General features: G+C 56.6%; 11 protein-coding genes and 2 pseudogenes. 10 read left to right on the forward strand and 3 right to left on the reverse strand.

Annotated elements, in window-relative coordinates; all coding sequences use genetic code 11:
* Positions 1 to 1120: 1120 nt before the first annotated feature.
* Positions 1121 to 2305 (reverse strand): TlpA disulfide reductase family protein, encoded by a 1185-nt coding sequence (locus tag XH88_RS36380; protein ID WP_271672988.1) that lies wholly within the window; start codon positions 2303 to 2305, stop codon positions 1121 to 1123.
* Positions 2306 to 2702: 397 nt separating this feature from the next.
* Positions 2703 to 2943: pseudogene (locus XH88_RS36385) on the reverse strand (winged helix-turn-helix transcriptional regulator); the annotation flags it as partial.
* A gap of 102 nt (positions 2944 to 3045) precedes the next feature.
* Here XH88_RS36385 and XH88_RS36390 point away from each other — a divergent pair.
* On the forward strand, positions 3046 to 3282 hold the full coding sequence (locus tag XH88_RS36390; protein ID WP_271672989.1) for a hypothetical protein: 237 nt from the start codon (positions 3046 to 3048) through the stop codon (positions 3280 to 3282).
* Between the two features lie 1217 nt (positions 3283 to 4499).
* Here the strand turns inward: XH88_RS36390 and XH88_RS36395 are convergent.
* Entirely contained in the window at positions 4500 to 4697 is a 198-nt protein-coding gene (locus XH88_RS36395) for a hypothetical protein (protein WP_271672990.1), read from the reverse strand.
* A gap of 49 nt (positions 4698 to 4746) precedes the next feature.
* Here XH88_RS36395 and XH88_RS36400 point away from each other — a divergent pair, with 49 nt between their 5' ends.
* From XH88_RS36400 to XH88_RS36440, 9 genes and pseudogenes are all read left to right on the forward strand, one after another.
* A complete protein-coding gene (locus XH88_RS36400) occupies positions 4747 to 4953 on the forward strand; it encodes a hypothetical protein (RefSeq protein WP_271672991.1) in 207 nt (68 codons plus the stop codon).
* The gene (locus XH88_RS36405; RefSeq protein ID WP_271672992.1) at positions 4950 to 5444 is read left to right on the forward strand and encodes a hypothetical protein; all 495 of its coding nucleotides are present in this window, start codon (positions 4950 to 4952) and stop codon (positions 5442 to 5444) included. The genes XH88_RS36400 and XH88_RS36405 overlap by 4 nt, the downstream gene beginning before the upstream one ends.
* Before the next feature lie 188 nt (positions 5445 to 5632).
* Positions 5633 to 6235, forward strand: a pseudogene (locus tag XH88_RS36410) (helix-turn-helix domain-containing protein); the annotation flags it as partial.
* A gap of 314 nt (positions 6236 to 6549) precedes the next feature.
* Complete coding sequence (locus XH88_RS36415) at positions 6550 to 7236, forward strand: AbiU2 domain-containing protein (RefSeq protein WP_271672993.1); 687 nt, start codon at positions 6550 to 6552, stop codon at positions 7234 to 7236.
* Between the two features lie 101 nt (positions 7237 to 7337).
* The gene (locus tag XH88_RS36420) at positions 7338 to 7616 is read left to right on the forward strand and encodes a hypothetical protein (protein ID WP_271672994.1); all 279 of its coding nucleotides are present in this window, start codon (positions 7338 to 7340) and stop codon (positions 7614 to 7616) included.
* Positions 7617 to 7677: 61 nt separating this feature from the next.
* Complete coding sequence (locus XH88_RS36425) at positions 7678 to 8604, forward strand: hypothetical protein (RefSeq protein WP_271672995.1); 927 nt, start codon at positions 7678 to 7680, stop codon at positions 8602 to 8604.
* A gap of 1142 nt (positions 8605 to 9746) precedes the next feature.
* The gene (locus XH88_RS36430; protein WP_271672996.1) at positions 9747 to 9941 is read left to right on the forward strand and encodes a hypothetical protein; all 195 of its coding nucleotides are present in this window, start codon (positions 9747 to 9749) and stop codon (positions 9939 to 9941) included.
* 148 nt (positions 9942 to 10089) lie between these two features.
* Complete coding sequence (locus tag XH88_RS36435; protein WP_271673166.1) at positions 10090 to 10296, forward strand: cold-shock protein; 207 nt, start codon at positions 10090 to 10092, stop codon at positions 10294 to 10296.
* A 641-nt stretch (positions 10297 to 10937) separates the two neighbouring features.
* Positions 10938 to 12209, forward strand: coding sequence for an exonuclease domain-containing protein (locus XH88_RS36440; RefSeq protein ID WP_271672997.1), 1272 nt, complete (start codon positions 10938 to 10940; stop codon positions 12207 to 12209).
* The last annotated feature ends 83 nt before the right edge of the window (positions 12210 to 12292 follow it).

Below are 12292 nucleotides of genomic sequence, written 5' to 3' on the forward strand. Positions count from 1 at the left end.
GTATCTTCAACTGACGCGCCACCAATCATCAGATCCCGAATCATGGTCGCCCATGGATTCAGAACCTTCAGGAAGATGCAACTGTAATGCTAGAACCGCGGCCACACTATATCTGATAGAGTGCGCGATACCGGCTGTGCCGGTAACCGAAGATCGTAAATTGCTTCGCTCGCTCAATTCGCTACTTTTTTTCCTCGCAGCGCCCGGGAGGTGACTCTTCTAATCTCGACTAACCGGCTCCACAAGCTGGTGCAGATACTGATCGGCGACAGTGAGACCCGCTCGACTTGCTGAGCTCCGAGAAGATATCCCTATTGTGAGGGTCGTAAATTTTTGAAACTCGTAAACATGGGCGAAAAAGTCTCGCCGCATAGGCCGGCAACTCTGCCCGGCTGAAGGCAGTGAGTCCAAGCGTGGTGACTACCCACGCAGAAGCGTGGAGCTATACTCGCCGATTCATCCCGTAGCCAGGTTGACTAGCGGTGCGAGGGCAGCCACCGACACGCTCTGGCACCCACACTCAGGCGGGCGCCTTGCCGAGCGACGATCAGATAACGATCTCTTGGCCGCGGCTGATGGCGCTAACGCCCCTTCAGCCAGCAGTGCTCCAACACAAACGGGAGCACCCCGCTGATCGCGGCGGGCGTTCGTCATCTTGAACAATGATGGCGTTCGCGATTGTGCTGCACGCGGCGTAAGATCCTTTCCGGCGCGATGTCCCCAATGCTTGGCGCTGCCGTACGAGGCGACGTGATGGTCCAAGAGCTGCGATCGAGAACCTTCCACCCATCCACCCCTCTTTGCGGCAGCGATTTAGCTGAAGCGGCTCAAGCGTTGCGGGGTTCTACAGCATGAGAGCATCGATCTTAGGGTCGCCCGCCTGCGCGATCCTTTCGAGAGTTTGTGCGAGCCGTGCATGCGGATTGACAACATTCAATCTTCACCCGTCTGCAGAAACGTGGCGATGCCCGCCTAGGTCCGGCCGCCCCGATGGCTGTGCCCAGGTGCATTTTGATGCCGGAGGAGTCGTTTAGCATTTTTTCGTGTAAACCGTCAGCCCGTCAGATTTAGTTGCCACTGGCCGCGGAGAAATGGATGATGCCAAGCGAGCAATTCCGGATCACCCTTCTTTTTGTTGTTTGCTCCGTTGCCTGCGATTTGACGCTCTCGGAAACCCGTCTTGCGGAGTTGCACAAACAGTCCCATAGCAAGCCTTTTCACCCTTGTAGTTGGCCAGCGCTTCGACCAACGTCGACATGACGTGCTGTTTCAGTTCGTCGGGGATAGGCTCAGGACCGTCTAGCGAGTTCAACGCCACCTCGACCAATTCGATTGCGCGATCCTTGTTGCCGCTCTCATAATAATACTGAGCGACCGCCCCATAGGACAGGTACTTGAAGCCACCGTCCCCTTGCGGAGGATTCAGCGCAAGAATGTGTTCGGACAACTCTTTGCCCATCGCGAGGCGCTCGGCAGACGGGAAGTGGGAGTTGTCATTCGCCGGATCAAAGAGCTGGCTCAGCGCGCCTTCCATCCAGTGCTCATCGTTTTTGTCGATCGCATCGCGAGCGAATCGCTTCAAAACCGGCAAGCCGGTCTGCAAGCTGCGCAGTCTGTGAAGCAACAGTTTCGCATGGAGCACGCGGAAGTTGAGGTCGTCCGGCATCACCGCGACGGCCTCTTCGACCGCCGAAACCGCCTTTGCCCAATCCTCCGCCTTCATCGCCGGCCAAAGCTTGGCGAGAATCGGCTCAGTCAACGCCCGCTTGCGCTCCATTTCGCGCATTTCGCGTCGTCCGCTGTCGATCCGCTCTGTATCGGCGGCTTTAGCTTCATCGCTGGTCCGCCAACTGCCGTTAAGAACTTTCGGCAAGACGTCGTCGAGCTGCGTCGGAGGACCGATAAAGGCGATGTGGCCGTCACGGTCAACGACGAACGAGGTGGGAATCCCAACAGAAAAGCTGGAGTCCATCCAAAGCTTGCTCATCTCGCCTGTGGAGTCGAAACCGATCCGATAGTTCAGGTTCGAGAACTTGTCGGTCAACCACGCGTCCAACGTTGTTCGGGCCTCGTTCGCCGTTGGAGCTTGTTCGTAAGCTGCGACGCCGAGCACCTCAAGTCCGCTGTCTTTGTATTTCTCTTGCAGCTCTACTAGATGAGGCATCACTGCCGTGCATGGTCCGCACCAAGTTGCCCAAAATTCAACGATGTACACCTTCCCGGGCTGGAAGCTCGTGAGGGGCTCGCCGCGCAGCCAGTTCTCCACCTTGATCGGAGGAGCTGGGGACTCCATGCGCAGCACCATGTTGCTCTCCAAAACTATTGCCACTCGTTGCGCGACTTTGTGCGCTAGCCTGTCTCTCTCAGAAACGGAGCACACGGGTTCAAGAGAAGGAGAGCATCACTCGTTTTGTGCATCTGGTGTGCGCTCAGCCCTCACTCCGTTTTCCTGCATCCCTAGCAACAGGCGTGCCACCTCGGTCAGCACGCATCAAGCGCTTGATTACGCTTTGAAAACTCCAAGGCGCCCCAAACGCAGCCGGTGTTTTGAACCTGACGGACTTTGTCCCGTGTCAGAAGTTGGACACGAAATCCTTGTGGGTGAGCCCTTGGTCATGCGAGCCGATCCGGCAAGATCTCGTGTCTAGGACTGCCGCCGCCCTAACGCATCGTGTAGCAATGGCACATAGGATCGATTTCGGGAGGGGGGTGCGCTCCCGCTCCAGAGGGACCGGCACAAGCATTTGAATAGGTCTTCCCACCGCCTTGCGCAAGACGATTGAGACGTCGGCTTCGATGATGCCCTGTGAGTGGAGCCTCTTCAGTCGTCGTTGACAGGGCGGTAGCAGAAAGCCCGGCCATTTCACCAAGCACCTCGGAAGTTAGGCGGTTGTTCTTTTGCACAATCTCGAGGATGTGGGCGACTACTCGATCGTATCGCATGATCAGCTCCCGCCGTTGAATTTCGCCCCGAAATTCCTATGCGATGCAGGAAATCGTCCAAACCGCAGGAAAGTGCGCCGCAAATAGGTTCAGGACAAGAGTATGCTGAATAAAGATAACGAGCGCAGGGAAATCAAAGCCATGGCAACCACCATGCTTTCAGACCCGCTGGAAATCCTTGCGGAGGACTTTAAGGAAGCCCTCCTGAGGCACTACTCCATCGGGCAGCGCAAGGCCGCGGTTTCCGTCAGCAAGACCACCAGCGACTGCCCGCTACTATCTGTTCTTCTGGAGAACGGCCAGAGGCTTCACCTCACCGTCACGAAGGCCCGGTCATAATTGTCTTTCCACGATGGTAATAATGTCCGGTGCCGTATTCTTCGACACGGCCGGCATCTATGAACCGCCGGCCAGAATGCGAGCGCTACTTGCCTGGCTGATGCCGCGGCCGCGAGCAGGACCGCGCTCGCGTCGCCGGGCGGTGTCCGGTGATCACCTCGACGCTTAGTGCTGGGTTTGATCCAACGCTGTGAGCAAAGCGTGGAGAAACGCGCTGGCATGGTCGTAGTTTGCATCGCCATTCGCTACGGCGCGAGTGCGTGGGCCCAGTACGCTACCAACCCTCTCCGCACCGAGCGCGTCAGCGCGCTCTGACCACTGATCCAGAAGCTCATCGGAAATGTTTTGGCTCGACGTGAATAACTTCAGCAGGCGAGATGCGCCGTCATGCTTGTTGTCATGTCGGGCAACAAACACATAGAAGGCGAATAAGCCTCGAAAATCCTCTCGCGATACCGCTCGCTGGGGCATTAACATGCTCCCGTAAAAAATTGGTCAGCGAATCAAATGGAAGAATACAACTTTCCAGCTGCCAGAGTATAACGAAAATTAGCACGGCTCGGATAAAGTTCGGAATTTTCGTATTTGCAAGTACGGAACGCGGGAGGGCGGGCCATTCCTTCAAATTTGAGCTCCGTTGCGGCGAGCAACAATCAGGCTCGAGCGGTCGAGACTGCTGGTCTGCTGCGCAAGCGCTTAGAAGGGCTGACTACCCAGGTGTTCGGATCAAAAATACTTCTCACTCGGTGCGTGCGCGACGATCTCTCTTTGGTGGCAAACTCGCCCAGAACCTTTCATGACTCACCGTCGACAATCGATCAGGTCGAGCTCCGCGGCGTTTCCGACATCCTCCTCTACCTGGCGCCGAAGAAACGACGTTCACTGGCGCGTCTGGCGCGCCGCGGCCTTTGATGGCTTCTCGCTTCCATCCTTCGCAGCCGGCTAGGGCTATTTCTACGTGCATCGCTTCCTAGTTGCGAAACAAAACTAGCATTTGATCAGTCTGATTCATTCGTCCTTTCTTGGTATCGAGTTTATTGGGTATCGAGGCATTTCAATCGGGGGGACGCAGCGTCTATTGCGGGCGCGTTGAGCATGGCAGGCACGCGCGTATGGATGTGCTTTGCCAATTCGTTAGTACGACGCAACCGGCCCTACACCACCTCCTGCCAGGTGCTTGGTCTTGATCTTCGGCCGGCAAACTGGACCATTTTTGGCTAGAGTTCATGAATTCGATCATTCTTCGGGAGATGGAGCATGTCCTCAAGCTCGGCTTTGCCCCAGAGGTAGAACTCCATCACTCTCTTTTCGAGGAGTTTCGCCCTAAACGCGTCGTATGACTGCTTGGAGAAATTCGCTGCTGCGGCCAGGATGTAGCCGTCGGGCGGATCTTTCTCATCTATCTCGTCGAGCATTTTCGCAAGCCGCTTCGGACCGATCTCCTTTTCACGTTTGCACTGGATAGTGTCGGCCACCCGGAAGGTAGGTGATAGCGAGCTGCTGTTCGAGCAGCCCTATTGGGATCTCTTGAACAAGGCGGACACGCCCGCTGCTTCAGAAGCCGCTCAGAAGCGTTTGGACCGCTTTCTTGAAGCAACAGGCTGTGAAATTGTTCCTGCTGGAAAGGCAGACATGGACCGCCTCATCATCGGAAGGATGGGGATTGCGTGAGCGCGCCCATTCTTTGTGAACTCTCCAGAAATCGTGATCACGCGCCCCTCTCGCCAGGCGCGTTGCAGGCGTCCTATTTCGCCATTCCGGCATCCCCACAGGATGATGAGCCGGATCATATCGCCAAAGAAGCCGCCGCATGCCTGCCAGATCCCTCGAAGTTCATCGTCGTTCAAGATACGGCTGCGCTTTTTGTCCTTACCCGGAGCGGGATAACCTTCAAGCGGACTGCGCTTGATGTAGCGGTGGGGAGGTTTCGTGCACCATCGGAGCATCGTCCGCAGAGCGCGGAACGCGTGCAGCTGTTCGCTCGGGACCTCGGCGAGCTTTCCGAGTTCACGCTCAATCGTCGCATCGTCAAGGTCAGCAAGCGTGCATCGAAAATCCAAGCGGTTAAGGAGACGAAGCGTCTCAGACTTCGTACGCTCGGATTTGCCTTTGTAGTTTTCCTCTTCGGATTCCGCTCGATGTCGCCCAGCATTCCGAGATGATCTCGCCCACCATTCCGAGATGATCTCGCCCACCATTCCGATTTGAAGTCGCCCACCCATTCCGAGATGATGTCGCCCACCATTCCGGGATGATGTCGCCCGGGTGACGAGGCCTCTTCTGGCTCCCATAGGGTTAACCCTTTCATCTTTGCGAAGGGGGACCCTGGATGCCGACGGAGAGGCTTGCGATGCGCCGTGTGCGCGATGTGATCAGGATGAAGGCGGCCGGGCTGCCGAGCCGCGAGATTGCGCGACTGGTAGGAGCGGCGCCCTCGACGGTGCGGCTGGCGATCCGGCGGTTCGAGGCCGCGGGTCTGACCTGGCCGTTGCCCGACGAGCTCACGGACGCGGCCCTGGAACTCCGCCTGTTCGCCAAGACCGGCAATGGCAACCGACAGGGTCACCGCCGCATCGCCGAGCCCGACTGGGCGTCCGTGCACCGCGAGCTCAAGCGCAAGCACGTGACGCTGTCGATCCTGTGGGAGGAGTACATCGCGGCCGAGCCCGGCGGATACCGGTACTCGCGCTTCTGTGAGCTTTACCGCGGCTGGGAGGGTCGCCTGTCGGTGACGATGCGCCAGGCGCACGCAGCCGGCGACAAGCTGTTCGTCGACTATGCCGGCGACGGCGTGCCGGTGGTGGTCGATCGCCTCACCGGTGAGCGCAGAATGGCGCAGATCTTCGTCGCGGTGCTCGGTGCCTCGAGCTTCACCTACGCGCAGGCGACATGGACGCAGGGACTCGCCGACTGGATCAGCGCCCATGTTGGCGCCTTCGCGGCGATCGGCGGCATTTGGCGAGAACGTAGGGTACGGCTTCCGCCGCAACCAGTTCGGGTTGAAGTGGATTGCGCTCGGACTGAACCTGATCGTGGTCCTGACTTGCGCGGGACTCCTTTGGTATCGCGTGCCACTGGACATCGGCGGCGACCTCACGAACCGCACGATGCTTGTATTTGGCGTCGCAGCAATACACGCAGCTTATTTCGCCTTCGTCGTCACCAAAGAAAGTGTCAAAACCGCCGCCCGGAAGTACGGCCGTGAACTCATCCTGTCGACGGAAGCGCTGATCTCTCCGCCCCCAGCGCCACGCAAGAAGGCATAGCATGGCCAATCAATCCGCCACGGAAGCCAAGCAGCAGTACATCAAGGTCATGGGCGAAAAGCTCGGCACACAGTATGCCGCGCTTTGGCAGGAGCTAGCCCAACTGAACATCACGTGGTCGGAGTTTATCGAGCTCTACGGAACGAAGAAGAGCCGCATTGAGCTGATGAACCAATCTGCCGGACATTTCTTCCGCATGGTACAAGACTCGCTATGGGAAGGCTTGGTTTTGCACATCGCCCGGTTGACCGATCGCCCCGAAGTCCTCGGGCGTACAAACCTGACGCTCCACAATCTCCCAGTCCTGATCCCCGACGCAACATTGAAGAGCCGGATCGAGGCCCTATGCTTGGAAGCGATAGACAAGACCAAATTCGCTCGTGACTGGCGCAACCGCCGTATCGCGCATCGCGATCTCAAACTGGCTCTCGGCGCGCTGCCAAAGCCGCTGCCAGCCGTCGAAGTCAAGCATGTGAACGCGGCGTTGGCGTGCTTCACCGAAATATTGAACAGCATTGCCAGGCCGTATCTAGATTCAGAAACATCGTTCAAACATAGCGCACGTATACATGGCGCTATTGAACTGCTGTACGTCCTTGATGCAGGACTCGCGCGACAAGCGGAGCACCAGCGGCGATTGGAAACCGGAGATCATAGCCCCGAACTCTTTGCGGTCAGAGACCTCTAACTATCTGTTTCGTCGATTCAACAATCCCCGTTATCCACAAAACTATGGATCGCGAATCAGGGTAACTTAATGCCCGTCCTGATCACTGACGGGGATTTATCATGGCCCTAGTTATTCAGCAGGTCATTCAACTCTTGAACTCGATCGCTGTAGCAACGTACGGCATCGGCTACCTCATCCATGTTCTTACGGAGATCCCGTGGGCAGCCATCTACGAGTGGGCTCATACTGCGCCAGTAGCGCAAGGGGCTCCTCACCTCAGTGCTGGGAATGAGGTGCTGTACGCACAATTTCAGCAGATCATGGACGCACAATTTCAAATCGCCGAACTCAAGAAGACGATCCTGAGCATGCCGGCGCTGCCGAACGAAGGATACTAGGCCCGCTCGAAAGCGCCACTTGCGTGCCTGGCGAAAACAACTGCAACCAGAAACAGCACTTATGGACATCGCAGCGCATCGCGCAAATCCTGGGATATCTCTCGACAGGCACACCAAGAACCGAGTTGTGGAATTGGGCCAGCGGCTGGAAGGCCGAACCGCAATCTTCCTTGATACCAAGTTTTGGATCGTGCTGCGCGACTGTTCGACCGGTAGAAACGTTGATCCTGCGGCAAAAGAACTGCTGCGACGACTTCGCGAGCTCGTCCGGGCCAACAAGGCCTTTTGTCCCATTAGCGAGAGTACGTTCTCCGAGTTTCTCAAGAATCGCGATCTTACGTCTCGGCTTGAAATCGCACGCGTCGTCGATGAACTAAGTCTTGGCGTGTCTCTGCTCGATCACCAAATGCGGCTTGGCACAGAGATTTCGCACTTCGTTCATAGTACCGAGGGAAACGGCGACCTTCATCCCCTTCATCACCTTGTCTGGACTAAGGTAGCGTATGCTCTCGGCTTCGTTCATCCAGGTCAGACGGGATTTGACGCTGATACCGAACTAGCGATCCAGAAGGCATTCTTTGACAAGATGTGGGATCTGACGCTCGAAGACGTTATGCAAACGCTGCGAGGCCATACGCCGCCAGATGGCTTGGACTTCAACGTTTCAGGATTAAACGATGGGGTGATACAAAACGCAGATCAGCTTAAGAGCTTTGCTCAGGCCTACGAAGCTGAGCTTCGCGGCTCCGTCGAACTCGGGGCCGACATGGCAATGGATGTAACGGGTGGCCTGTTTCGAAAGCGGACGGGCCAGTCGCCACCTGACAAAACGACAGACCAATGGCAGAAGCTCTGGAAACAGTGGGCTAACCTGCTTTTCTTGGCGCTCCGCAAGCGACCTCACATTAAACAGCAGCTTCGTACATTACACATCAATGCCGCGTTGCGTCAGACATTTCCAGCGCCATTGTGGTTCTGGATGCCATAGAAAGCGAGCATAGCCCAGTTAGGACTACCACTACGGAGGTCCTCGTCTCCAAGCAAACTTCCAGTTAGCGACCGCAGCCAACGCTTGGCCGGTCAATGTCGCTTAGCGACGTACTCCGCTTTGCTCCGTCCTGCGGGTGAGCGTCGCGCTGGCCGCGGCCCATATAATGCTGTCCGGACGAAGGGCGTCGTTAAACACGCGCAGCGGGTGCTTCTTCGACTTCCCTGCGGGGCGTCGAACAAAGGGCCAGCAACACAGCTTGGACAGAACGACCGAAGACGGCGCAAAAGCCGGCCTTCAGTCTGGAGTGTCGTCCCATACGCCAGATCCCGCGTGATTTGCGCTCGCAGAACCTGCGCGGTTCGTCACCGAAAAGGGCGAACTGATGCTGGCGCTGTCAGTTGAGCGAACGACTTTCTCGCGGTGGGCGCAGCTAAACTGCGGGAGAGGGATCAGTTCGGCGGACTTGGTTCGTTACAAATGCAGCGGCGCGCATATCGGACACTAAGGCCATGCGCGCCATCGAGAGTCCAGCATTACGTAGCCAAGTACGCCGCTCGCTTGAAACAGTTCACGAGCGGCGCTTCTCCAACCTCGGGAGGCGCTCCGCCTGGATTTATCGTCGATTTCTGTTTCTCTCACAGAATAAAAGTCCTGCCACTTTTGATTTTGGCGCTGATGCTCCGCCTGAGGCATCTGCAACTGTAAAGCTTGGACTGACTCCGTTTGCGCCGAGCTGGAATGTGTTGCCCACACCTGCAACAAGAGCGCCAGCAGCAGGAGCATACTCCTGCCAGCCTTTCGGGCAGCTGGGCAGATTAAACGCGAGGACTGTGTGCTCCGGTAGATCTTGTGCACCAGCAGGAAGATAGGAAGCGCTCAACAAAGCGAATATGACGGCAGCAATTCGCATTGATTAAATCCCCTAATTTAAAATGTATACCGGAGTAGCATAATTGGAATAATCGTTTTATGCCTGCCCAAAGAGGAAGCTGTTGCACAACATTGAGCCAGCGCACTCAAAATTAGAGGATTCGGCTCGAAAAGCCGGAGTTGGCAGCACAGCCCCGGCTTCATAAACATTTAAGATCATGCATAAATCATCGTTGGTATTTGATTCGTCAGGAAAGGTTCGTTTCGGAATGGCATTAGCATCCGACCATCATGAGATGTTTCGCCTAATTGTGGCGTTCCAGAAGATCAAAGACTCGGGCCTCCGCCGAATGATCCTTCAGTATGTAGAGAAGTTGGAACAGCAGCAGACGACGGAGCCGGAAGCTCGTCAGCCATTGCGCTTTGCGGATGATGCGGTGGCCAACGAGGTGTCGCACGGCTAGAGCCCCACCTCGCCGCCATGGAGGCTGGCCTTCAAACACTATCCGGCCCAATTTCAGGATAGATGGGCCTAGATCGAACACTGCGCGGGTTGTCCGCAAGTTGGCCCAGAGTTATGTTTTGGCCGCTTTCAAACTGGAGAGACGTGGCGTGGCTTTGGGTACTGTTAAGTGGTTCAACGCGACCAAAGGGTACGGATTTATTCAGCCGGAGGATGGTGGTCCTGACGTGTTCGTCCACATCTCAGCGGTTCAAGAGGCCGGCTATACTAACTTGGCTGAAGGAGCCAAGGTCAGCTATGAGCTCGTTACGGGCCGTAGTGGTAAGGTCTCGGCCGAGCATTTGCGGATTGGCTGAGGCAGCAATCGTGGCACAGTTTTAGCATTATCATTAGCCGGGGCCGCGCGTCTCCCCGCCCATGCCTCAGCTTAGACCACCAGATGGGCGGGGAGATTGCCGTGCTCAGATGCGATACATGCAGCGATAGCGGCGGCTCGACGCTAAGGTTGGGCTTAGTGTGCCTTCAATAAATTCCTTGGATGACGGGATGATATAGTTTGAGGGCCCTGCGGTTACGATCGTGTCATCCACTCTTCGGCGTTTCGCATCGAGACTATGCTTGCCGCGCTGAGCTGCGATAAGCGGCGAGGCCGGGGCACGCCACATCCCAGTTAGATGCTAGGACGGGCGCGACAGTCCCGTTCACATTGAGGACTTTCGCAATCTGGGCATACGTAAATTCAACCCTGCTTGGTTTTGCGGCGCAAAGTAGTTGCTGTCCTTTGAAGCCTCTTTCTTCTCTGAGCCGCCTTCGGTAGACGGTTGACCTTCGCAATAACATCCCTGCAGTACCTTCGTTATTTCCTAAGGTACGGACGTCCCGTCACCGGACGCCTTACACATCAGACGCTGCGGCTCGGTCTACTCGACGAGTTGAACTGCCTGTTTACGGGCGCGCTGGGGTTGAGAATGATCGCACGATATTGAAGGGGGCTACTTTGGCAGAGGTTGCAGATTTTATTGCGCTGGATGTGGAAACGGCGAACGCTGACTTAGGAAGCATTTGTTCTATCGGGCTGGTCCATTTCCGCAATGGTGCCGCATTCAAATCACTGACAATTCTTGTCGACCCCGAAGATGAATTTGATGATCTCAATAGTGGAATTCACGGCATCCGGCCGGAGGATGTTGCGGGTAAACCGACGATGGCACAGGTCTTCCCGGCTATCAGCGCCTCGCTTACCGATGTCGTAGTGGTTCACCACAGTCACTTTGATAAAGCTGCATTAGCGCGCGCCGCTGACAAGTACGGAACCGGCCCGCTTCCGTGCGCCTGGTTGGATACTGTGCGTGTGGCGCGGCGCGCGTGGCCACATTTCAACGATGGCGGCGGATACGGTCTCGCCCGCCTCGCCTCGGAGTTCGAAATCAGTTTTGTCCACCACGACGCGGCTGAAGATGCTCGTGCGGCTGGCCTCATAATGCTGCGCGCCATCGCCGATAGCGGTTATAGCCTGCAAGATTGGCTATCGCGCGTAGAACTGACGATATCCGGCAAAGTCCCTGGTAAATTTGCGAGCGATGGAGACCCATCCGGTCCGCTTGCGGGAGAAACCATCGTGTTTACCGGAGCACTGGAAATCCCGCGGTCCATCGCCGCGAGAGCCGCTAGCAAGATGGGATGCAATGTTGCCGACGGCGTGAATAAGCGCACGACTATTTTGGTCGTTGGAGATCAAGATCTGCGTCGTACCAAGGGAAGTGAGAAAAGTTCAAAACACCGCAAAGCTGAGGAAATGGTCGCTGCCGGCCTCCCGCTTCGGATCGTCGGTGAAAGCGACTTCAAGCTGATGGTTGGCTCAGCCGCGATGGAAGACGCGACGCCAGAACGCCCGGAGCGCATTTCATCCGTCGCGGCAACTGGTATTCGCGAACTTGTTGTCACGCTCACCCCGGAGGCAAGTCGAATTCAAGATTTGGTGGAACGCGTCAAAGCGCTAAAGCGCACTGGCGAGTACGCCGAGGCTTTGAGCTTGCTCCTAACCGAAATCGACTCGCAGGAAAGGGTAAGCCTCGAAAAGAATTGGGGCGTCGCGCCGTGGTACTACGAGCAGGCCGCAATCATCTATCGAAAGCTGGATGATCTGAATGCCGAGATTTCCATACTGGAGCGATTTATGGCGCAGCGCCACGCTCCAGGCGTCGGACCGGGCGAACTTGCTCTCCGCCTGCAAAAGGCGAGATTGCGGCAAAGCAGCCAGGGCCGATGAGACTCGAGATTCCCAAGTGCCTTCCACTCGTTATCGGCACTCGCCCCAGATGATTGTTTGGCGGTCTAGAACTCTTCAGTTCT

This window comes from Bradyrhizobium sp. CCBAU 51627 (genome assembly GCF_028128765.1).
GTDB lineage: Bacteria > Pseudomonadota > Alphaproteobacteria > Rhizobiales > Xanthobacteraceae > Bradyrhizobium.